Below are 20,906 nucleotides of genomic sequence, written 5' to 3' on the forward strand. Positions count from 1 at the left end.
GTTTGGAGAAGCGCAACACCCGGCAGGTCACCGTGACGGGGACACCGTCGACAGCCATTTCGAGGACCAGCGGGTACATCATTTTGGGTTGACGTCCCGAGACAGGTAGGCGACGGCCCGGCGCATGACCTCGGCTTCCTGCTCGAGCAGCCGGATACGTTTCTTCGCATCCCGGAGCTCGGCGGATTCCTTCTCGGTCACGCCCGGCTTCACGCCCTCCTCGACGTCGGCCTTCTTCAGCCAGTTCGCCAGGCAGGACTCCGAGATCCCGAAGTCCTTCGCGATCTGGTTCAGCGGTGCTTCGTGCTTCCTGGCCACGGCGACAACGTCGCGGCGGAACTCGGGTGGGTAGGGCTTNGTGCCATCCTTCCAGCGAAGACGAATCTCCACAGGTCCGGAGTCAACCAAACCGGGGCAGTCCCCCGCTGCACCAGGTCACTCAGGGTGGCATTCGCGCTGCCAACCACTCGCTGCGCGAAGAGTTCGTAGCCAGAAATCGCATCGACCCTGACTACTGTGAGGGGCGCCAACCTGGACGCCTCCGTCGCTTGATCGTCAAAGACGCTCTGCGCTTCGGCAATCAAGATATCCTCGTCGGCATCCGTCGTCTCTGACACTGCCTTCGCAGCTTCGAGCAGTCTCGTGACGAACCGCTCCTTTGATCCGTTGAATCCGTCGAAAGCGATCGTGAGCTCCGGGGCGATTTCGCTTCGTTTGCCCCACGCGTCATTGGTTAGACGACGCTTCGCGAATGCCAGTTCCTCGCCGGTCTTCGTGAGGTTCGATGCGGTTCGCTTCTTCTTCGTTTCCGCCATGGGCTTTTCGCCGTTCTCACCAACTATCGCCTCAAGCGCAACGCGCTTTTCTACGTTCTCCTCGCCGAGGAGGAACACCCCCTCGAGCCGCGAATACTGCTCGATCACCTTCTCGACGAAGTCCTTGTTGTAGACCTTCACGTCCAGCGGCGAGTCATCCCCCCAGTGATGCTTCGTACCTGGGAACCGCGACGGGTCTGCCAGAGCACGGCTGATCGAGGTCTTCCCCGAGCCATTGGGACCGAACACGAAAGTGGCAACCCCGAAGGGATTGACCGCGAGTGGCGAAGAACCGAAGCACGCCACCCCTGAGATGGTCGACGACTCAAGCACCAACGACCTCTAGTCCAGGGAGCCCATTCATACTGCTGACTTGTAGGGTCACGTCCCGCTGAGTGGTGGAGTTTCTCAACGCCGCGGGGGTCAGTTGTTCTAGTTTAGGCGGCGGTGAGTTCGGGGAGGATCACCGCCTCGTCGATGACCTCGGTGGGGTTGTTCATGACGGCCAGCTCGAGCATGGAGGCTTCGGAGAAGTAGCGTCGTTCGCCGGCTTCCCACTCGTCGTGCTGCTCGATCAGAACCGATCCCGCCAGGCGCAGCAGGGCCGCGGCGTTAGGGAACACGCCGACGACGTCGGTGCGGCGTTTGATCTCCTTGTTCACCCGCTCGAGCGGGTTGGTGGACCAGATTTGGCGTCAGTGCCGCCTGGGGAAGCCGGCGAAGGCGAGCAGGTCGGGTTGCGCGTCGACGAGCATCGCGGCGACCTTCGGGTGCGACCGGCCGAGCATCGTGGTGACCTCACGGAACTGCTTCTCGATGTGTTCGCGGTCGGGTTGAGCGAAGATAGTGCGGATGATCGACGCGACCATCTCCTGGGATCCCTTCGGTACCACGGCGAGGACGTTGCGCATGAAATGCACCCGGCATCGCTGCCAGCCGGCGCCCTGGAACACGGTCCCGATAGCCTTCTTCAGACCGGTGTGTGCGTCAGACATGACCAGCTTCACCCCGTCGAGGCCGCGGGTCTTCAACGACCGCAGGAAGCTGGTCCAGAAGCCCTCGTTCTCGCTGTCACCCACGTCGAACCCGAGGACTTCCCGGCGGCCGTCAGCGGCCACGCCGACCGCGACGACGATGGCCTGGGACACGATCCGGTGCCCGACCCGGGCCTTGCAGTAGGTGGCGTCCAGGAACACGTAGGGGAAGTCCTGCGCGGCGAGGGTGCGGTCGCGGAACTCGGCCACCTCGGCGTCCAGGCCCGCGCAAATCCGGGACACCTCCGACTTGGAGATCCCGGTGTCCGCGCCGAGCGCTTTGACCAGGTCGTCGACCTTCCGGGTCGAAACGCCGTGGACGTAGGCCTCCATCACAACCGCGAACAGGGCTTGGTCGACCCGGCGGCGTCGCTCCAGCAGCGCCGGGAAGAACGAGCCCGCGCGCAGCTTGGGGATCTTCAAATCAAGGTCCCCGGCCGTCGTTGACAAGGTCCTCGGCCGGGTGCCGTTGCGGTGGGTGGTGCGGTCGGTGGAGCGTTCAAACGGGGCGGCGCCGATGAACGCGGCCGCTTCCGCATCGATCAGTTCCTGATAGAGGGTTTCGGTCGCGACGCGGATTCGGTCGGTGACATCGGTGAGTTTGAGTTCTCCCAGCAGGTCGAGCAGGGCAGACTGGTCTAGAGCCATCGTGTGGTGTCCTTTGTGAGTTGCTTTAGTCGGTACTCACTGACCATCCCACGGTGGCTCTTCACGTTGACGATGCAACGCTCACGAGCCGGAAACCACACCACTCACAGGGACGCAACCGACTTGTAGGTCGTCGTTCGCCACAGATGCACTCGATTCGTCGGGGAAGCCTCACGCTCAATCTAGCGAGTAGGTCAGATGAGTCCGGCGTGCCATCCGGCACCGGCGTTGGATTCGCACGCTTCGCCTCTCACTGGGCTTGCATATAGCCAGGAAAAAATAGGGGCCCTGACTGAGACAGGGCTCTTTTGATTTCTGGTTGCGGGGACAGGGGGCCACCGAGAGCATGTGCTGCGGGGTGCTGTCGACACCAAGGTCGGCTCGCCGGACCCGTCTTGAAACCCTACGGATATACGACGTCTCGAAGCCATGACCTGGGCTTTCCTCGAAATTGTCATTTTCCGAAGTCGTCTGCGCAACGAACCCCTGTGTTTTCGGGGTTGTGCAGGCGAGTGTGAACATTGGCTTTTTCGTACTCCTCTGCACAAGGCGCCCGTTTGTTCCGTACTCCTCTGCACACAGTGAACAGGCGGCAGTGTCACCGGCGCGCTGGATTGCCCCGGGACAGCGTGGGCCTCACCCCCTGGTACACGTCGACCAGGTGCTTGCTTCTCCTGAGCCTTGGACAGTTTGGGCTGCTTGCTGGGCAGCCGAGCGGCCGCTTTCGCTTTTTCGCTGCTGTGCAGGCGAGTATGAACATTTGTGCAGACGACTTCGAAAAATGACATCAAGCAAGCGCGTCCTCTGATTGGCGGCCAGCCCGGGTTTCGTTCCTTATCCTTGTCAAGATCAATGGGATCGCCGAACTTATATGTTCTTCTTGCGGATTGGGATTCCGTGAAAGCTCACACGCGAGGACTTCAGCGTCGGGCCACGCACGTTGCTGGTTGAGAAAATCGGCGAACTGATTCGCGTTTTGACTCCGATCGCCAACTTTATTGTCGAGGTCGTTCCTCCTGTCATGACCTGGTTGCGAGAGAAGGCCGCGCTGCCCAACCTGCCGTATACGCGCACCTGCCCGGACCGTTGAGTCGGCCCGGGCAGGTTTCTGTCGTCCCCGTCAGCCGCCGTGGACCGGCGTCGTGGGACCGCGGCGGGGTCAGCGGTAGGCCACGCCGTTGGCTGTCACGGAGACCCGGGTACCCGCGGTTCCGTCCAGGAGCGCCGGCAATTCTGTCAGGGATCCGATGAAGGCGTCGCGACCGGTGTTGCGGGCGAAGTCGATCGCCGCCTCAACCTTGGGTCCCATCGAGCCCGCCGGGAAGTCGAAGCCCGCGAGCGTGTCCGGGTGGACGAGCATGATGGCGCGCTGTTCTGGCGTCCCCCAGCCGGTGTAGACGGCGTCCGCGTCGGTGGCGATCACTAGGGAGTCGGCCTTGAGGTCCCGGGCCAGCACCGCGCTGGCCCGGTCCTTGTCGATCACGGCGTCGACGCCGATGAGTTTGCGGGAGCCGGGCTGGTACATGGTGGGTATGCCACCGCCGCCGGCGCAGATCACCACCGTGTCGGCCGCCACCAGCGTTTTGATCGTGCTCAGCTCGAAGATCCGCTGCGGCATGGGCGAGGGCACCACCCGACGCCAGTGGTCGCCGTCGGGTTTGACGACCCACCCCCGCAGCACCGCCAGGCGACGCGCCTCGTCGGCGTCGTACACCGGCCCGACAAACTTCGTCGGGTCCGTGAACGCCGGGTCCGCCGGGTCCACCTCGGTCATTGTCAGGATCGTCGCGATCGACTTTTCGAACGGGAGTCGGTTGCCGAGTTCTTGTTCGATCATGTACCCGATCATTCCCTCGGTCTGGGCGCCCAGGACGTCGAAAGGGTACTCGGACGTGTGGTCGTAGGCGGCCGCCTGGAGCGCGAGCAGCCCGACCTGCGGCCCGTTGCCGTGGGAGATCACCAGCTGATGCTCCTGGGCGATTGGCGCCAGCGCGGCGCACGCCTTGGCGACGTTGGCACGCTGGTTTTGCACCGTCATCGGGGCGCCGCGCTCCTGGAGCGCGTTGCCGCCGAGAGCGACCACGATGCGCATCAGGAACCCAGGGTGGCGACCATGATCGCCTTGATCGAGTGCATCCGGTTCTCGGCCTGAGCGAACACGATGGAGCTGGACGACTCGAACACCTCGTCCGTGACCTCAAGCTCGCCGAGGCCGGTCTGCTTGAACAACTGTTCCCCGACGGCCGTGTTCCGGTCGTGGAACGCCGGCAGGCAGTGCATGAACTTGACGTCGGGGTTGCTGGTCTTAGCCAAGACGTCCGCGGTGACCTGGTAGGGAAGCAGGGCGGCGATGCGTTCGTCCCAAGTTTCCTTGGGCTCGCCCATGGAGACCCAGATGTCGGTGTAGATGAAGTCGACCCCGGCCACGCCCTCGGCGACGTCCTCAGTGTGGGTCAGCCGCGCGCCCGTGCTCTCGGCGATCGTCTGGGCGGCCGCGATCACATCGTCGGTGTTCCACAGCTGGCGGGGGGCCACGATGCGCACGTCCATGCCCATCAGCGCCCCTGCCACCAGCAGCGAGTTCGCGACGTTGTTGTGCGCGTCTCCGAGGTACGCGAAGGCGATCTCGTGGTCGTTCTTGGTGGAGTGCTCGCGCATCGTGAGCATGTCGCACAGCGCCTGGGTGGGATGCCACTCGTCCGTCAACCCGTTCCACACCGGTACACCCGACGACGCGGCCAGCGTCTCGACGTTGGTCTGCGCCGAGCCGCGATACTCGATGGCGTCGAACATCCCGCCCAGCACCCGCGCGGTGTCCTTAACGGACTCCTTGTGCCCCATCTGTGACCCGCTCGGATCGAGGTAGGTCACGTGGGCGCCCTGGTCGTGCGCGGCGACCTCCATGGCGCAGCGGGTCCGGGTGGAGGTCTTCTCGAAGATGAGGGCGATGTTCTTCCCGGTTAGCCGCGGCAGCTCAGTGCCGGCGTATTTGGCTGCCTTGAGGTCCGCGGCCAGCCCGAGGAGGAACTTCCACTCCTTCGGGGTGAAGTCGACTTCCTTAAGGAAACTCCGGTTGTGCAGGTTAAAGCTCACAGGATCACCGCATCTCTTTCGATTGGACAGGACAGACATCGCGGACCGCCGCGGCCGCGGCCGAGCTCGGATCCCACGACGGGTACGACTTCGATGCCCTCGTCGGCGAGGTATCGATTGGCGGTCGTGTTCCGCTCATAACCCAGCACGACGCCGGGGGAAACGGCGAGGAAGTTGTTCCCATCGTTCCACTGCTCTCGCTGCGCACCCGCGCGATCGATTGGGGTGCGCAGGACCCGGACCTTGTCGACGCCGAGGGCCTCGGCCACGAGAGGAAACAGGTCCGTGTGCTCCGTAATGTCGTAGTCGCCGTCGGACCCCACCGGGGTGAGCATGAACGCGCGCAGCGTCTCGGGCAGGTACGGATAAACGGAGAACGCGTCGCTGTCGACCATTGTCATGGCGGTGTCCAGGTGCATGAACGCCCGCTCCTTCGGCAGCTCGACGACGATCACCTGGCGGACATGGCCGCCTTGGAAGAGCAGTCGGGCCAGTGTCTCGACCCCCTGGGGCGAGGTCCGCTCGCCCATCCCGATCATCAGCACCCCATTACCGATCACGAGCACGTCGCCGCCCTCGACGGTAGCGGGCTCGTGGGGCAGGGAATCGTCGCCGTAGACGATCTCCAGCCCGGCGTCGCGGAACATCGGGTGGAACTTGTAGATCAGGCGGGAGTTGGTGGTCTCGCGTTTGCGGGCCTGCTTGGCCATCGGGTTGATGCTCAGGGCGCCGTAGATCCAGGCCGAGTTATCGCGCTGGAACAGGTGGTTCGGCAGGGGCCGCAGCAGGAAGTCGTCGATGCCGAGGGACTCCATCAGAAGGCTGGGCGTGTGCAGCATCGGCATGACGTCACTCTTGAGCACGCCCCCGATCAGGAGCTCGGAAAGCACCTCCGACGACGTTTGGTCGACGATCCGCTCCAGCGGCTTGTCCAGCGCGGGCCCGAACCGGATGGCCCTGGTCAGACACTTCTGCAGGAACTCCCGGGCACCCGGCGCGTCCAGCGCCGCGGCGAGCAGTTCGCGGAAGTAGTGCACCGTCACGTTGCGCTCTCTGAGCAGGCCGACGAACGCGTCGTGCTCTTCCCTAGCCCGATCGGCCCACATGACGTCGTCGAAGAGCAGGTCGTCGACGTTGTCCGGGGTCAGCCGGCTGAGCTCGAGACCCGGCCGGTGGACGATCACCTGGCGCAGCACTCCTACCTCGGATTCAACACGAAATGGCATGGCTATTCCTTACTATATTGATGGTGTAAATGCTCAGCGGTACTCGGGCACGGGGGCCGGCTTAGTCATCCGGTGCCGCTGCGCAAGGTAGACCGGGATCCCGACGACGAACGCGCCGCCGGCCATCAGGAACGGGCCCCAGACGACGTACCACAAGTCGCTGGTGTTCCTGGAGTAGTAGATGAAGGCGACCGAGAAGATCAGCGCCACAACCGCCACCGACACATCGAACGCGAACCTCGACGTGTGGACTGGGTGGCTGTCCCGCCAACGCCACTTGATCTGGACCAAGGCGGAGAATGCGTAGGGCACGGCCGCCGTGATCCCGGTCATCAGGACCAGGGTGGTAAACACCGTTGAGCCGCTGGTTCCCAGATAGCTGATCACCACGGCGACCGACGCCAGCGCGGTGGACGCGATGATCCCGAAGGCCGGAACCCGGCGCCGCGACAGGCTCCCGAACCGCGCCGGGAACAGCCCGTCCTTCGCGGCAGCCAACGGCATCTCCGCGCAGATCATTGTCCAGCCGTTCAGCGCGCCGATACCGGAGACGATGACGGCCAACGCCACCAAGTCCCCGGCCCAGGAACCGCCGCCGACGATCGAGTTGGCCGCGACGGAGTAGGACGCCTTGTTCACGTCCATAGCCAACTGCGAGGCGGGCACGATGCCGAACACGGCAACCATCGACAGCAGGTAGACGATGGCGCTAGCGAGCGTGCCGTAGATGGTCGCCTTCGGGACATTCCGTTCGGGATCGCGGACCTTCGCCGCGGCAACGGCCGCGGTCTCGACGCCCAAATAGCTGAACAGTGCAATCGCCATCGCTCCACCGATCGCCGACAGGCTGCTGTCACCGCTGAGGTTCCACGGCGTGAAGTTCCCCGCCTTGATGAAGAACAACCCGACGGTCGACATGATGGCCAGCGGGATGAACTTCAGCACCGTCGTCCAGACTTGGACCGAACCCATCGCGCGCACGCCAGTCAGGTTGATCACGGCCGGGATCCACAACCCGACGAGGGCGATCAGGATGGACCAGCCGACCGCGCCGTCCTTGTTTAGGAAGTGCTCGACGTAGTACACCCAGCCGACGACGATCGCCGCGTTGCCCGCCCATGCCGTGATCCAGTAGGACCAGGCGTTAACGAACCCGGCCGCGTTGCCGAACCCTGAGCGTGCATAGGCATACGGTCCGCCGGCAGCCGGCAGCCGTCGCGACATCACCGCGAACATCAGCGCAAGCGCGACCGCCCCGACGGTGGCGAGGCCCATGGCGACCAGGCTGATCGGGCCATACGACGATAATGCGTAGGGCAGCGAGAAGATGCCGACACCGATGATACTGCCCATAATCAGTGCAGTCGACTGAGGCAGGGACAGGGCGCGCTCGGTTGTGCGCCCCTCGGGCTCGGTCGGGACAGACCCGACCTCGGACCTTGGTTGGACCATGATGACCTCCGGCGTTGATACGGATATTTGACATCCGATCGTCAGGTCGAAACGTTTCCGGGCTTAGCGGCCGAGGGAACTAAGTGGCGAGTTCACGGATGTTCTTGAAACGGATGTTCTTGAAATCTGCCGTGCATTTCGGTGGAGCGTGTCAGAAACCGACGCAGGGCAATGCCTGATCAGGTTTTAAGAAACGCAGTGGTTGAACTTAACATTGACGGCACGCCGATCACCGCCCCAAAGAGCCAGCGCTTACGGCCGAGCAGAAATCGAGACAATAACGTCAGCGACCAGACCGAAGAGGTTCTTGGGATCGAAGGGACCGGCGATCAGATCGAGTTCGACGAAGAATGAGGCGCCGGCGACCGAATCGCGCAGGTAGCGCAGCACCGAAAAGTCCTCGATAGCAAAATCGACCGAGTCGAAGATGGCGATCTAGTCGTAGTGCGTGCGCCCCGCCGCCTGGGTCTTATCAGTAGTGGAGGTCGTGATGATGTCGGCGCCCGCCACCGCGTCCCGCACGCTCGCTACCACGACGATGTCGAAGCCGAACGGCCGGGCGGTGATGTTCTTTACGTTCATAAAACGCACCACGACAACCTTCTCTTTGTTTTCTGTAATCAGCCTATGACCGGGTAATGTGCACGCGTAACGAGCAGAACGAGCCAATATGTTCCATTAATCTTTCAAGATGGTTCCCCTGGCTGTACAGTGTGAATCATGAATACGCTCGATGACCTCGATCGCCGCCTAATCGGCGCGCTGCGGGCGGACGGGCGAACCCCCGTCACCACGCTCGCCCATGACCTCGGAGTCACGAGGGCAACGGTGAACATCCGGCTGCAGCGGCTGCTGGACTCGGGCACCGTCCTCGGATTCTCCGTCCGGGTTCGCGAAGAGCGGGATCCCGACTCGATCCGGGCGATCGCGCTCATCGAGGTCGAGGGGCGCTCAACAGATCGGGCGATCAGCCAACTTCGCGGCTTTCCCGAAGTCCGGGCGCTACACACCACGAACGGCGGCTGGGACCTGGTGGCCGAGATCCGGACCGACACGCTGAGCAACTTCGACCGGCTACTCGGCCAGATTCGCTCCGTCGAGGGCGTCGTTAACAGCGAGACGAGTCTGCTGCTCAGTTCGACGCTGTCCTAAGCCGTCACACATCGGTTCTGCGAACCTCGAGGCCTCACAGAACACCCGAACCTTTCAGTGAGGACGAGGGCTATTGCACCATCAGGTGGCGCTGCGACAAGCTCGCCCTCACTTACCGCGGCGGTGTCGTCCTCAGGGCCATAATCATTTGGACTAAGGCATTAGGAGACACGCCCTAGCACAGGCAGCTGTGCCTCCAGATCCCAGTGCCCTCGGCGATGTAGCAAACCCCATTCCAGAAGCTGTCCTTCTGGCCGTGACCCGCTCTGGGCGTCGAGTCGGAGTTCCCCCGGTGTTGGCTCGCCGGTCTTCTCCATGACCCACTGAGTGGAGCCGCGTGTATGCGAGGGATAATTGCATTTGGGCGCACCATATTGCCCGAGGAGAAGCGTGACTCATATGTCAACTGCAGCTGAAGCAGACCGGGCACGACTGGCCAGAGTGCCTGGTCAGTCGCTCTGGTTGAGCGTCCGTGACGACATTCTCAACCGGATAGCCTCGGGCGAATTCGCGGACACGTTCCCCGGGGAAATTCAACTGACCACGGAATATCAGGTGAGCCGCAGTACCGTTCGACTTGCGCTGAACCCTCTGCGTCGAGAGGGGCTGGTGTCATCGAGTCGGGGCAAGCGCCCGATGGTGCACGTCAACCATGGCGGGGAGCATCGCTTTGGTCCGGTGTATAGCTTGTTTGCGGCAGTTGAGGCTTCTGGGATGAGGCAGCGTAGTGAGTTGATCCGATGCGAGATCCGTGTCGACGCGCGGATTGCTGACCGGCTCGATCTTCCCGGCGACGCCTCATTAGTCAATATTGAGCGCCGTCGTTTCGCTGATGACGACATTATTGCGGTTGACAGCGCCTGGCTGCCTGCCGATCGCGCGGCAGGTCTTCTCAACGTCGATTCCAGCAACACTGCTCTATACCAGGAGCTGACGCTCCGGTGTGGGATCACGCTGGACGGCGGACAGGAAACACTGACAGCGATTGCCGTCAACGCCGAACAGGCGCGAGTTCTTGAATGCCCGGTCGGCGCTGCCGCTTTCTTCATTGAACGGTGTGGTCGCGCTGCGGGGCGTCCGGTGGAATGGCGGGAGACTGTCGTGCGTGGCGACCGTTTCGCGGTCACCACATCTTTCTCACCCCGTTGATGGTTTAGTCGTTAACAGCACTCAGCCTTAAGTCCGTTGAGCTGAGGGCTGGTCAGGACGTACTCGTAGAGTTTCCCGGTGGGAAAGAGTCCGGTTTCGTTACGGAGAACAACCATCGGAATTCGTTCCTGACCGCGCTGCTGCTTGTGGCCGTCGGACCGGGTGATCGTAACGTTTCCTACCCGCCACGAAGGTAGATCACTTTGTCCGAGGCCGATACCGGGGTCGTGTCGCCTTCCAGAACCTGCTTCCACAGCGTTCCGGAGCCCGGATTAATCGCGGTGAGTATCGTGGCCCCATCCGTTGGACGGAATGAGGACACGGCGAGGTTTTCTGATGACTTGTCAATGATGGACGGTCCGGTCAGGTGCCCGGAAAACTCCGCGAGCCTAGCTCCCGTTCTGACGTTGTGTGCGCTCACGACAGTGTCACCCGCGCTATCGACCCAGTCAAGAAAAACGACATCTCCCTGCGACAAGTCGTCGGCACAACGCTAGCGAGCGTGGCGGCTGCGGCGCCGGCAGCGCCTCATTCTTCCCTTTGAGGTACTCGCTCCCGGCGTGTGCGACGGTTCCGAGCCGCGTAAGCCAGCGCGATGAGGCCCAGCACAACGATCGCGGCGATTCCGAATCCCAGATTGGTTACGAGTGAGGACATATCGAGTACCCAGGCCTCGGTGGCGAACTGATCTCCGATGGTCAAAACTCCGCCGAGGCTCGCGGTACCGTCGGTGAGGAACAGGAAGATTCCGATGAGGATTGACAGGATCCCGGATACGATCATCAACCACGAGTTCTCCCATCGTCCGATAGTGAGAATCCGCGGGCGCAGCCAACGACTCTTTCCCAGTGAAAATCGGTCCCAAAACAGGGCGAGCACGATTAGGGGCGCTGCCATGCCGAGCGCGTAGATCGCTAAGAGCACTCCCCGTAGACGGCGTTACTGCCGAGGGCAGCCACGGTAAGCACCGAGCCGAGAATGGGGCCTGCACACACTCCGGCCACTCCGTAGACAGCGCCGAGGAGGTAGACCGATACTGCCGAGGTCCCTTCGGCCGCGCTGCCGCGGGTAAAGGCGGGAAAACGCAGTCCAGAAATTTGGATGATACCCATCAACACCACGAGCAACGAGGCGATCCCGACGAAGGCCGTGCGATTTTGCGTGACGAACACCCCGACCGTGCCGGCCAGCACTCCCAGCGGAACCAACGTGGTAATCAGACCCAGATAAAACAATCTGGTACGGGCCAACAGCTCGGACGGCTTCGCGAACGCGTAGGCGAAGAACGCAGGAAGGAGCATGACCGAGCAGGGGCTTAGAAGTGTCAGCATCCCGCCAATCAGGGCGCCGGCGTAGCCAATATCCATGTCTAACGTCCGGCCTTCGCCAGTTCGCCGTCGATCATGTCGCGAAACACCTGCAGCGGCATCGCGCCGGAGATCGGAGTTTCGTTCACTACGAACATGGGCGTGCTGGTAATTCGAAGGTACCTGGCCTCGGCCGCGTCAATGTTCACTTTTTCCAAGAGTTCAGCATTGTCGAGGTCGGAGACGAACTGCTCAAGGTTGGGAACGCCAATTTCTGTCGCGATTTCCAGAAGGCGTTCCGTGGGCAGTGCCACATGTCCGCGTTCCGGGGCGCCCGCGAAGACGACCTCGGCAAACTCCCAGAAGAAACCTTGCTCGCCCGCTGCCCGGGCAGCCACGGCCGCTGCCTTGGATTCCTCGCCGAACACCGGCAGGTCCCGCCATTCGATGCGTACTTGGCCGCTGTCCACATATTCCTCGACGAGGACGGGGAGAGTATCGCGCGCGAAAACCCCACAAAATGGACACCGAAAATCAGCGTATTCAACCAAAACGACCGGTGCGTCGACCTCTCCGAGGGCGGTCACCTCGCCATCGACACGTCGGGCGAGATCAAGCGTCTGCTCGCCGCTATTTTCCCCGGATTGTTCAGCGGGGGCCGAAGTGGATTCTTGGACGGGTTGTTGTGCAACCACTCCGACGATGACGACTGCGAGAACTGCCGCCGCTCCTAAAAGTATCAAGATTGTGCGTCGCCGTACCTTGCTTGGTCGGAACGGCCGGTTGTTTGTGGAGCTCTGTTGTGTCGGCACCATCTTAAATGTACGCACATTAGGGTAAAAAAGACAGTTGCAGCCGCCTCCCCGGCTGAGTCTGGGAACATTCCCGGCTTGCTGATTGAAAAGAGTCCACGCATGCTCCAAGCAACCACCGCACCGCCACGAACGGCCCTCAAGGCTGACCGCATCGTTGCCCACGTCGGCGAGGGGCATCTCCATTTTGGTGATGCCGAGGCCTACCGCCGCGTCATGAACGAAGCGCGTCGGTTACAACTCCGCTCCACGGTGTGGGGCAAAGCTCCACAGCCCACGCAACAATGTCACTACCGCTGCGTACGCGTCGTCGTGGCGGCCTGCCCCGTCGTCGGAATAGCACTGGTGATCCCGCCACTACTTTCGGTCAATTCATGAACGGCATTCATGGGTCGGCGCCCCGGAGCGTTCCGCAACTTCTTATTCATGTGCTTGGCTCGGACGAAGCCTCCGTTGCCGCGGGCTTGCAGGTTGTGCGCAACGCCCATCACGGATTCGCCACCGCGAGCACAATTGCCCTCGTGATTCAAGGCCGAGCCGTCCAGTTTCTCGCGGCCAATTCCCGCCTCGGTGACGAAATCAACACTGCAGTCGCTTTGCCGGGCGTGTCGGTGGTGGCATGTGAAAACAGCCTTCGGTCCGTGGGTCTTAGCGTCCACGATCTTGGCATCGGCGTGAGTAGCACTCCTGCTGCCGTCGTCTTCCTGGCTCAGTCTCAACTCGAGGGGTGGGCCTATGTTCGCATTTGACACGGCGGTCGTAGACCAGTGAGCGTGTGCCACGCCGGCGATTGCTGGCACGGTTCCATCCGTCCGTGCGTAGCTTGCTGGCGCGGAGTTCGGCACATCTCGCTTGCTGAAGCGTCGGCCCCTCCGAGATACTTCACCAAATATCGAATCCTGCCTCATGAGGGTGTTGTGCAGGGGGAACCCCGTTGGTCGCGGCAGCCAACCGTAGTCGGGCGTCGTATTCGCAAGGTTCGAGATCAACAAGATTTATTGGTAGTTAGCGAAGAACTGCGCGACGCCCGCGGGTGGTTAGGAGTTCGAGCGGGCGGCGCAGGTGCACTGCTGACTGGTGGGGACGTCGGCCATAACCTCGTCGACGTGCATCCCGCATCCGGTCCAAGTGGTTTTTCCGCAATTGTCGCATCGTATGGGACTGCACATAGTGACTCCTTAGTTAGTCGAGCTGAAGTCCCAAGTATACCCCATGGGGTATAAAATAAGTGCGGACAGAGGAACTTATTTGTCGACGACGATGGCCAGTCCGGTGGCGGCAGACGCGTCCGTGATGCCGCCAGCATCGGTCAGCGTGGTGAATCCGAGGTCGGCCATGCGGGTGACGGCTGCAGCCGACCGGTTTCCGGTGGCGCAGTAGATGATGTAGTCCCCGTCGATCGGCAGCGCCGCGATCAGCGTGTCGAAGTCCGGGGATTGCACGTCAATGTTGATGGCATCCTGGAGGTGTCCACCGACATACTCTGGTGCGGTGCGCACATCGATGATGACCGTGCTGGAGGTGACAGCGATGGACGGGGCCGGCGCGGGGCTCGCGCAGGCGGCCATGCTGAGCAGTGCCGCCACGGCAATTGTGATGGCGGTGAGTGTTTTCTTCATGGCTGGGTATCCTGACGGGTGCGTGACGTGGGTGGCAGTGTGATCGGCTCGGGGGTGACTTTTCGGGAGCGGGGGAACAAGGGCGTGCAGGTGGTGCAGACCTCGCCCTCAGTGGACTCTGACGATTCGTTGCGGGTGGTGGCTCGGCGTTCGCTGGCCAGTCGTTCGCGCAGGGCCCAGGTCAACAGGGTGAGGGCGGCGACGGCCAGGACCGGGCGAGCAGCACCGCTCACGACCGGGTCGAGGGAGCGGGCTTCGGTGGTCAGATAGAGCGCAATCAGACCCAGAGCCGGCCACCGCGCGTCACAGAGAGTTGCGTCGGCGCCGATGGGGGTGCCGATATAACTAGCAACGATCAAGCCGATCGAGCTCGCTCCGAGGGCAGTGGCCGCGACCGTCCACCAGAGCGCATCGACTGCGCCGCCCGCAATAGGTGCGTAGCCGGTGGCAAGAGTAATGAACGCGCCTGCGGCAACGGCGGCGACGATCATCCAGCGTCGCGCGGGCCAGACTCGGAGGTCAGTGAACACGATCCAGAGCTTCCGCCTCAGCATCGGCCCGAGCGGGGAGCAGGCAAGAATTTTCTCGAGTCATGCGCGCGTAGAGAGCCCAGCCGAGCAAGACGATGGACGCGGCGGCCAGATACGGCTGGACCGGTTCGAAGAATTGCGTCGCCCCGGTTGTCCCAAGGGCGAGTAGAACCAATTTGTTGCAGACGGGGCATCCCACCGCAAAGAACGTTACCAGCCAGCCGGCCATGCCCACTCGTGCGGCCGCCCTACTGAGCGGGGCGCCTTCCGGGTGCGCCACATAGGTGGCGGTGACCAGGCCCGTAAAGACCGCGCTGAGGGTGAGCACCGGCCACGACCACACGGTTGGCGGGATCTCTCTCGAAAAGAATGGCGTGTCAATCAAGTCCGTCGGGATGGCAATGAAGACCACCGTAAACAATGCCGTCGCCAGAGCAACCCACCAGCGGCGAGAGGGCCAACGACGCAAGTCCCCGCCGAGCCCGGCCAGCTTGCCGCGCCAAGGGGCACGCCGTGATGATTCGTATCTGCTGGTGCGCTGGTCACGCATTCGAATAGCCCTCATTTACTTTTCATCGTGAAACGCTTGCTGCCATATTTAAATATACTGATACCCTAAGGGGTATCGTGGTCTCAGACAAAACCAGCCGCGCATCCGCCTACCAACAGGAGCACACCCTTATGGGAATTACTGAACCCGCGACCCACGCCAGCGACGACCTGCGCAAGACCCTCAATCGGCTCAAGCGCGCGCAGGGGCAACTCGGCGCCGTCATCACAGCCGTCGAGTCCGGCGCTGATTGTCGTGCCGTTGTCACCCAGCTGGCTGCTGTCTCGAGTGCTATTGACCGGGCGGGGTTCACGATCATCTCGTCGGCTATGAAGGAGTGTCTCATTGATAGCGGCGCGGATGGAGAAACCAAGCAGCTCAGCGTTAATGAGCTTGAAAAGCTTTTCCTTTCCCTCGCCTGATCCCGCTCGCGATAGCTAGCCCACGACGGCGCGAATCGCGACGTACACGGCGATGCAGAGCACGAGGATCGCGAAGCTTGTTTTAAGAACGCGGTCGGGGAGTCGTCGGCTGAGTCTGCCCGCGATCAGGGATGCCAGCATGGCGGTGCCGGCGAAGGCGCCGGTGACGGCCCAGTCGATCTGCACGTCGCTCAGGTGGGCGCTGAATCCAGCGGCCGAATTGATGACGATGATCACGAGGGACGTGCCGATCGTGACGCCCATGGGGAGTCCGAGCACGAGGGCCAGTGCCGGAACGATCAGGAATCCGCCGCCGACGCCGAGCAGCCCGGTCAGGAACCCGACCACGGCGCCCGTGGCCAGCGCACGGGGCAGACAACTGCGCCACCGGGTTCCGCCGCCAAGCAGCGCGCAAGGGCCACTTGCGGCGGGAGTGGCAAAGAACATCCGCACACCGGCGATAACCATGATCACGCTGAAAGCGACGAGCAGAAGCTGAGGGTCAACCAGTCGGTTTACGAGGGTGCCGAGGTAGGCCGTGGGAATTCCGACGGCGCCGATTATGCCGGCGAGACGCCAGTTGACGCCGGTGCGCAGCCGCGGAAGCACGGCGACCGCCGATGCCGCACCCACGACGATCAGCGAGGTTGGTATCGCCTCCTCGAGGGGCAATCCGACACCGTAGACCAATGCCGGGACGGCCAGGATTGACCCGCCTCCGCCGACCAGGCCGAGGAGCGCACCGACGATCACTCCGAGAAGCAGCGCGGCCAGGATCATGCGTGCGGCGCCAGCTGAGCGAGGACGTCGCTCTTCGTGGGTTCGGAGACGGGGCGGTTCCATGGCATCCACGACAGGATTCGGCCGAGCGTGCAACTGTTGGTGGCGGCCGACACCGTGAGGCCGGCGCCGATGACGCCGGCGAGAAGACGGAACTGCGGATGGATGAACCTTCCCGCCAGCACGCTCGCCACAACCAAAGATCCGGCCGTCATGCGTACCTGTCGATCCATGGCCCACGTGGAGCGGCCGGTGACGATATCGCCGCCGACGGCGGGATAGCTCGCCACGCCACCGGTCAACACCCGAGCACCGCTCAGGCCAGCGGCATCAAGATTCTTTCTCGCTTCTTCCGCTCGTCGACCCGACTGGCACACCAGCACAACCCGGCTGGCCATCTGGGCCGCAAACTCTTCAGTGTGTTCTTTGAGCAGGTAGAGCGGCACGTGATACGCACCCCGGATATGCCGGGTTTCAAACTCGGAGCCGTCCCTCACATCGATGATCATCAGGTCGTCATGATTGAGAACCCATCGGTGGAACTCGTCTGCCCCAATCGGTGACGGAGTGGGGCTGACGGTGCGCGTGGTGTCAGAGATAGTGGATCCATTTCAGTTTGGTGCGGGAGCGGAGCAATGCTGGGCAGCCCTGAGGCCTGCCATCGAAGCAGACCTCCGACGATCGTGTCTGCCGTGAAGCCAGCATTAGTCAGGTGTTCAGCCGCGGCGTCATCTCTATCAGGCTTTCACTGAATATTGGGCGGCCCATGCGTTGTAGCCGCCGATGAGGTCGGTGACGTCCGAATGGCCGAGGCCCCGCAGCGCACTCGCGGCGACGCTCGAACGCCAGCCGCTGGCACAGTGGATGATCACGGGTCCGGCGGGCACTTCGGCGTGGCGCTGGCTCAGCTCGGCCAAAGGAATCCGCAGCGAGCCCGGGATCGCGCCCTGCTCGACCTCGCCGGGGTTGCGTACGTCGAGGAGTGTTGCGGCGGTGTCCCGGCGCAGAGCCTCGAAGTCGTCAAGCTCGACCCGCGCACCGACCTGCGCCAGCGGGCCGAGGTCGGTGAACGCCTGCGCCGGGTTTGTCAGATATCCGGCGACCCGGTCGAAGCCGATGCGGGCCAGCCGCATTCCGGCCTCGGCTTCGCGGCCGGAGTCGGCGATGATCACGATGCTGTCGTCGTACCCGATGACCATTCCGGCCGTCTCGGAGAAGCGACCGTCCAGTCCCACGTTAATGGATCCGGCCAAGTGCCCGACGGCGAAGTCCTCGGGGCTGCGGGTGTCGAGAACGCGGGCTCCGCGTTCAACGGATCTGCGAACATCCGTCAAGGTGAGCGGTGCCAGTTCACGGGTGGAACCGATGATTTCGTGCGCGCTGCGGTTGATCATCGCGTCAACGGCGAAATAGCCGGGGATTGCGGGCTGGCCGCTGCGGATCATCGTCACGAAATCGTCTTCACTCATTGGCTGCACAGACGCGTTCGTCAGGCGCTGATTGCCGATGGTGGATTCGAGCTCGTCGGAGAGGTTCTTGCCGCAGGCGGACCCTGCACCGTGCGCGGGGAGAACACGCACCGGGTCAGGCAAGGCGAGAAGCGTCGTGTGGATCGACGCGTACAGGGCGCGGGCCAGTTGGTCGGGATCGGCGCCGACGGATGCGGCCAGGTCGGGACGGCCCACGTCACCGATGAAGAGGGTATCGCCGGTGAGGACGGCATGGGGCACGGCGTCGCCGGCGTGTTCACGAACGACGATGCTGATGGACTCCCAGGTGTGCCCGGGGGTGTCGAGAATTTCCAGTTCCACTTCACCGAGCGAGATTTTCTCGCCATTGGCCAGGTGACGGATCTCGTACTCCGCCTCGGCGCGGGCACCGTAGCCGATCCAGGCGCCAGTGGCTGCGGCCAGCTCGAGGTGACCGGCGACGAAGTCAGCGTGGAAATGCGTGTTGATCACGCCGACGATGGTCAGGTTGTTCGCCTGGGCATCGGCGAGGTAGTCGTCGATGTCGCGGCGAGGGTCCACGACAACGGCTTGACCGCTCGTCTCATCACCGACGAGGTACGAACCATGGGACAAGCAGTTGAGGTAGTACTGGGTCAAAATCATCGTGGCCTCCAAAGATCGGGCCCACCACGCCGACACGAGTTGGAGCGTGTAGTGGGTATGTGCCCCAGTCTCGCACATACCCCTTATGGTATGCAAAATACCCCTAGGGGTATAGTCTTTGTGTATGGCTACTACCGATCTCACCGAGACCACCTTTGACGCGACCATTGCCCAGAGTCCCATCGTGCTGGTTGATTTCTGGGCCGCATGGTGCGGCCCGTGTCGCAGTTTCGCCCCGACATTCACCGCGGCCTCTGAAAAACACCCCGCAATCACTTTCGGAAAAGTCGACACCGAAGCCGAACAAGGATTGGCCGCAGCCGCGGGCATCCGCTCCATCCCCACGCTGATGGCGTTTCGGGACTCCGTACTCGTCTTTTCCCAGCCAGGCGCCCTAAACGCAGCCAGCCTGGAAGAGCTCATTGCCGGCGTCGAGAACCTCAACATGGACGACGTGCGCGCCAGTATCGCCGCCCGCTAAGAGCTCCTGCCCGATGAGCACATCTCCCTCACCTCCTGCGGCGCCGCCCGATTTCGGCGAACGAGTGGAGGGTATCGACATCCCTGTCTTCAATGAACGCGCGGTACGCGCCTCGGCCGGGCTGCTCTTCCTAGCCGGCATCGTAGCCTTCATGACCGCTGCTCTAACCGACAATTATGACCCGCTGCGTGCCTTCGCTTTTCTGTTCATAGTCGACATGATGCTGCGGCTGTTTGTCAGCGCTCGCTACACACCGAGCATGTTTTTAGGCGCCCTGATGGTGCGCCGCCAACGTCCGGAGCGGGTGGGCGCTGACCAGAAGAAGCTCGCCTGGACGCTCGGGCTCGGTATGGCCTTCACCTCCTGCATCGTGATGGGCTTCTTCGCAATAGACGACACTGTCACGCTCGTTCTCTGCGGAGTGTGCCTCAGCATTCTTTTTCTGGAGACAGCCTTCGGCATCTGCGTTGGCTGCTTCCTCTATCGCGTCTTCGCCAAGGAGAAGCCGCAATTGTGTCCCGGCGACACGTGCAACTATGTGCCGCCCCGCCGGACCGAGAAGCGTCGTCAGTCACTCAACCCGACCCGCAACTAAAAGGAGAACTCTCTTTCACCACTCACCTCGGCGTCGGTATTGCCGAAGCCCAACTTCGAAGCATCTTCAACGGCCTGTCCCGAGTTGTGGCAGATTCCTAGATCGTCTACCGAAAGACACACCATTACCAGCGAAACGTCGTAGGCCCCGTGTTCCATTCGCTCCACGAAATGTTCACAGAGGAATACACCAAGCTGACCCTCGCCGTGGACGGCACACCGGCACCTACCGTGAATTTGCCTAGCTGTCGGCCATAAAGGAGGATTCCAACCGGCCTGACGCGACCGATATGATTCGTCGTCTTGCCCTAGCACACGAGGCAGCCACCCGAACCATCCGTGAAATTCTTCCGCTCACAAGGGGCGGGCCAGACCAGGTCTCCACGGATCTGCTCGTGCTTCGCCTCGATACCCATGAGGTAACCGCATGGCTGCTTCGCGGCATGATCACGGAAGCACACGAACCGGCCACCGCGTAGCCAACTGCAATACTCCCTGGGGTATAGTATGTATTGATAGTTCACCTCATCGAATGGAGATCCGTATGTGTCGTGCCGTAACGTGCAAAGTGTGCCAAAAGACTACGTGGGCGGGCTGCGGTCAGCACATTGATCAAGTCATGCGCGGTGTACCGCGCAACCAACAATGCGCCGGGCATGTGAAAGAAAAATCGACCGGATCATTCTGGTCCCGGCTACTCGGACGCTAACGGCGCCAGCCGCGCCATCTTCTACTGAAGCCTGCCCGCGGCGCATGCGGCTGGCCACACAGTGATGGCCCTGTGTCAACGCTGATTCCTAATGTGTCTGATGGGGTTATCCGGCACCAACCGGTTAGAACGGCAATCGCCTCTAACGCGGGGGCTGTCTGCCGCTTCGGTGCGGTGCTGGTGCCACAAACCCTGACAGCGCTACGCCGGGGTGATCTTCACATTCCTCCTGTAAAGCGCGGCGCAGGACATACTCAGATCTCTCGCGACCGGGGTGGCAGAATTCGCCGGCGTCGGGTATTCAACTCTCCGTGAATCGAGGGACTGCCCCGAGTTCAGTTGACTCGAAGGGTTAGTGGTTTCAGGCGGCCTTGCGGGCCACGTTTATTGTCTCAAACTCGATCGGGGTGAGCTTACCG

25 protein-coding genes and 2 pseudogenes are annotated in these 20,906 nt (G+C 62.4%); 9 read left to right on the plus strand and 18 right to left on the minus strand.

Going from position 1 to position 20,906, the window contains the following annotated elements:
• From E3T48_RS03410 to E3T48_RS03420, 3 genes and pseudogenes are all read right to left on the minus strand, one after another.
• Positions 1-384, minus strand: a pseudogene (locus E3T48_RS03410) (transposase); the annotation flags it as partial.
• Complete coding sequence (locus E3T48_RS03415) at positions 291-1,148, minus strand: AAA family ATPase (RefSeq protein WP_166789614.1); 858 nt, start codon at positions 1,146-1,148, stop codon at positions 291-293. The pseudogene E3T48_RS03410 and the gene E3T48_RS03415, both read right to left, overlap by 94 nt.
• A 104-nt stretch (positions 1,149-1,252) precedes the next feature.
• A pseudogene (locus E3T48_RS03420) lies at positions 1,253-2,497 on the minus strand (IS256 family transposase).
• Positions 2,498-3,259: 762 nt separating this feature from the next.
• Here E3T48_RS03420 and E3T48_RS17380 point away from each other — a divergent pair.
• Together E3T48_RS17380 and E3T48_RS16620 are read left to right on the plus strand one after the other, a co-directional pair.
• Entirely contained in the window at positions 3,260-3,448 is a 189-nt protein-coding gene (locus E3T48_RS17380) for an antibiotic biosynthesis monooxygenase family protein (RefSeq protein ID WP_134522458.1), read from the plus strand.
• Complete coding sequence (locus E3T48_RS16620) at positions 3,438-3,587, plus strand: hypothetical protein (RefSeq protein WP_166789612.1); 150 nt, start codon at positions 3,438-3,440, stop codon at positions 3,585-3,587. Before E3T48_RS17380 ends, E3T48_RS16620 begins: the two co-directional genes overlap by 11 nt.
• Before the next feature lie 69 nt (positions 3,588-3,656).
• On the opposite strand, the gene arcC is transcribed toward E3T48_RS16620, so the two are convergent.
• The 6 genes from arcC to E3T48_RS03450 all read right to left on the minus strand — a co-directional run bounded on the left by arcC (position 3,657) and on the right by E3T48_RS03450 (position 8,850).
• Entirely contained in the window at positions 3,657-4,589 is a 933-nt protein-coding gene (gene arcC / locus E3T48_RS03430) for a carbamate kinase (protein ID WP_134522459.1), read from the minus strand.
• Positions 4,589-5,590 carry an ornithine carbamoyltransferase gene (gene argF / locus E3T48_RS03435; RefSeq protein ID WP_104171449.1) on the minus strand — a complete coding sequence of 334 codons (1,002 nt, stop codon included), beginning with the start codon at positions 5,588-5,590 and terminating at the stop codon, positions 4,589-4,591. Before argF ends, arcC begins: the two co-directional genes overlap by 1 nt.
• Entirely contained in the window at positions 5,587-6,816 is a 1,230-nt protein-coding gene (locus E3T48_RS03440; RefSeq protein WP_134522460.1) for an arginine deiminase, read from the minus strand. Before E3T48_RS03440 ends, argF begins: the two co-directional genes overlap by 4 nt.
• 33 nt (positions 6,817-6,849) lie before the next feature.
• Entirely contained in the window at positions 6,850-8,268 is a 1,419-nt protein-coding gene (locus E3T48_RS03445) for an amino acid permease (RefSeq protein ID WP_134522461.1), read from the minus strand.
• A gap of 252 nt (positions 8,269-8,520) precedes the next feature.
• Positions 8,521-8,658 carry a hypothetical protein gene (locus E3T48_RS16625; RefSeq protein WP_166789615.1) on the minus strand — a complete coding sequence of 46 codons (138 nt, stop codon included), beginning with the start codon at positions 8,656-8,658 and terminating at the stop codon, positions 8,521-8,523.
• Between the two features lie 45 nt (positions 8,659-8,703).
• On the minus strand, positions 8,704-8,850 hold the full coding sequence (locus tag E3T48_RS03450; RefSeq protein ID WP_134522462.1) for a hypothetical protein: 147 nt from the start codon (positions 8,848-8,850) through the stop codon (positions 8,704-8,706).
• A gap of 138 nt (positions 8,851-8,988) precedes the next feature.
• Between E3T48_RS03450 and E3T48_RS03455 the strand changes: the two genes are divergently transcribed.
• Both E3T48_RS03455 and E3T48_RS03460 read left to right on the plus strand, forming a co-directional pair.
• Positions 8,989-9,420, plus strand: coding sequence for an Lrp/AsnC family transcriptional regulator (locus tag E3T48_RS03455; protein ID WP_134522463.1), 432 nt, complete (start codon positions 8,989-8,991; stop codon positions 9,418-9,420).
• 462 nt (positions 9,421-9,882) lie between these two features.
• A complete protein-coding gene (locus E3T48_RS03460; RefSeq protein ID WP_166789616.1) occupies positions 9,883-10,569 on the plus strand; it encodes a GntR family transcriptional regulator in 687 nt (228 codons plus the stop codon).
• Between the two features lie 528 nt (positions 10,570-11,097).
• On the opposite strand, the gene E3T48_RS17145 is transcribed toward E3T48_RS03460, so the two are convergent.
• From E3T48_RS17145 to E3T48_RS03470, 3 genes are read right to left on the minus strand one after another with little or no spacing between them, the layout of a single operon-like run.
• Positions 11,098-11,466: a hypothetical protein gene (locus E3T48_RS17145; protein ID WP_241986619.1), complete on the minus strand. Its 369-nt coding sequence runs from the start codon at positions 11,464-11,466 to the stop codon at positions 11,098-11,100.
• 17 nt (positions 11,467-11,483) lie between these two features.
• Entirely contained in the window at positions 11,484-11,936 is a 453-nt protein-coding gene (locus tag E3T48_RS17150; protein WP_241986621.1) for a cytochrome c biogenesis CcdA family protein, read from the minus strand.
• A 2-nt stretch (positions 11,937-11,938) separates the two neighbouring features.
• Entirely contained in the window at positions 11,939-12,571 is a 633-nt protein-coding gene (locus E3T48_RS03470; protein WP_241986623.1) for a DsbA family protein, read from the minus strand.
• 195 nt (positions 12,572-12,766) lie between these two features.
• Between E3T48_RS03470 and E3T48_RS16630 the strand changes: the two genes are divergently transcribed.
• Both E3T48_RS16630 and E3T48_RS03475 read left to right on the plus strand, forming a co-directional pair.
• Positions 12,767-13,066, plus strand: a complete 300-nt coding sequence (locus tag E3T48_RS16630; protein ID WP_166789613.1) for a hypothetical protein — start codon at positions 12,767-12,769, stop codon at positions 13,064-13,066.
• Positions 13,063-13,437, plus strand: a complete 375-nt coding sequence (locus E3T48_RS03475) for a DsrE family protein (protein WP_166789617.1) — start codon at positions 13,063-13,065, stop codon at positions 13,435-13,437. Before E3T48_RS16630 ends, E3T48_RS03475 begins: the two co-directional genes overlap by 4 nt.
• A 495-nt stretch (positions 13,438-13,932) precedes the next feature.
• Here E3T48_RS03475 and E3T48_RS03480 read toward each other — a convergent pair whose 3' ends face one another.
• Genes E3T48_RS03480 through E3T48_RS03490 form a run of 3 tightly spaced genes read right to left on the minus strand, consistent with a single transcriptional unit; the run spans position 13,933 to position 15,387 of the window.
• Positions 13,933-14,307 (minus strand): rhodanese-like domain-containing protein, encoded by a 375-nt coding sequence (locus tag E3T48_RS03480; protein WP_134522466.1) that lies wholly within the window; start codon positions 14,305-14,307, stop codon positions 13,933-13,935.
• Complete coding sequence (locus tag E3T48_RS03485; RefSeq protein WP_134522467.1) at positions 14,304-14,837, minus strand: hypothetical protein; 534 nt, start codon at positions 14,835-14,837, stop codon at positions 14,304-14,306. The genes E3T48_RS03480 and E3T48_RS03485 overlap by 4 nt, the downstream gene beginning before the upstream one ends.
• The gene (locus tag E3T48_RS03490; RefSeq protein ID WP_241986626.1) at positions 14,827-15,387 is read right to left on the minus strand and encodes a hypothetical protein; all 561 of its coding nucleotides are present in this window, start codon (positions 15,385-15,387) and stop codon (positions 14,827-14,829) included. Before E3T48_RS03490 ends, E3T48_RS03485 begins: the two co-directional genes overlap by 11 nt.
• Positions 15,388-15,518: 131 nt before the next feature.
• Here E3T48_RS03490 and E3T48_RS03495 point away from each other — a divergent pair, with 131 nt between their 5' ends.
• Complete coding sequence (locus tag E3T48_RS03495) at positions 15,519-15,809, plus strand: metal-sensitive transcriptional regulator (protein WP_092453080.1); 291 nt, start codon at positions 15,519-15,521, stop codon at positions 15,807-15,809.
• A gap of 15 nt (positions 15,810-15,824) precedes the next feature.
• Here the strand turns inward: E3T48_RS03495 and E3T48_RS03500 are convergent, their stop codons facing one another.
• From E3T48_RS03500 to E3T48_RS03510, 3 genes are all read right to left on the minus strand, one after another.
• Positions 15,825-16,589 carry a sulfite exporter TauE/SafE family protein gene (locus E3T48_RS03500; protein WP_134522468.1) on the minus strand — a complete coding sequence of 255 codons (765 nt, stop codon included), beginning with the start codon at positions 16,587-16,589 and terminating at the stop codon, positions 15,825-15,827.
• The gene (locus E3T48_RS03505) at positions 16,586-17,188 is read right to left on the minus strand and encodes a rhodanese-like domain-containing protein (protein ID WP_420898345.1); all 603 of its coding nucleotides are present in this window, start codon (positions 17,186-17,188) and stop codon (positions 16,586-16,588) included. The genes E3T48_RS03500 and E3T48_RS03505 overlap by 4 nt, the downstream gene beginning before the upstream one ends.
• A gap of 138 nt (positions 17,189-17,326) precedes the next feature.
• On the minus strand, positions 17,327-18,871 hold the full coding sequence (locus tag E3T48_RS03510; protein WP_241986628.1) for an MBL fold metallo-hydrolase: 1,545 nt from the start codon (positions 18,869-18,871) through the stop codon (positions 17,327-17,329).
• Between E3T48_RS03510 and E3T48_RS03515 the strand changes: the two genes are divergently transcribed.
• Both E3T48_RS03515 and E3T48_RS03520 read left to right on the plus strand, forming a co-directional pair.
• Complete coding sequence (locus E3T48_RS03515) at positions 18,828-19,184, plus strand: thioredoxin family protein (RefSeq protein ID WP_134522470.1); 357 nt, start codon at positions 18,828-18,830, stop codon at positions 19,182-19,184. The two genes, E3T48_RS03510 and E3T48_RS03515, sit on opposite strands and share 44 nt — an antisense overlap.
• A 13-nt stretch (positions 19,185-19,197) precedes the next feature.
• Positions 19,198-19,779 (plus strand): DUF4395 domain-containing protein, encoded by a 582-nt coding sequence (locus E3T48_RS03520; protein WP_241986630.1) that lies wholly within the window; start codon positions 19,198-19,200, stop codon positions 19,777-19,779.
• The last annotated feature ends 1,127 nt before the right edge of the window (positions 19,780-20,906 follow it).

Origin of the sequence: Cryobacterium fucosi (assembly GCF_004403515.1) — a bacterium.
In the GTDB taxonomy this organism is placed as follows: Bacteria; Actinomycetota; Actinomycetes; order Actinomycetales; family Microbacteriaceae; genus Cryobacterium; species Cryobacterium fucosi.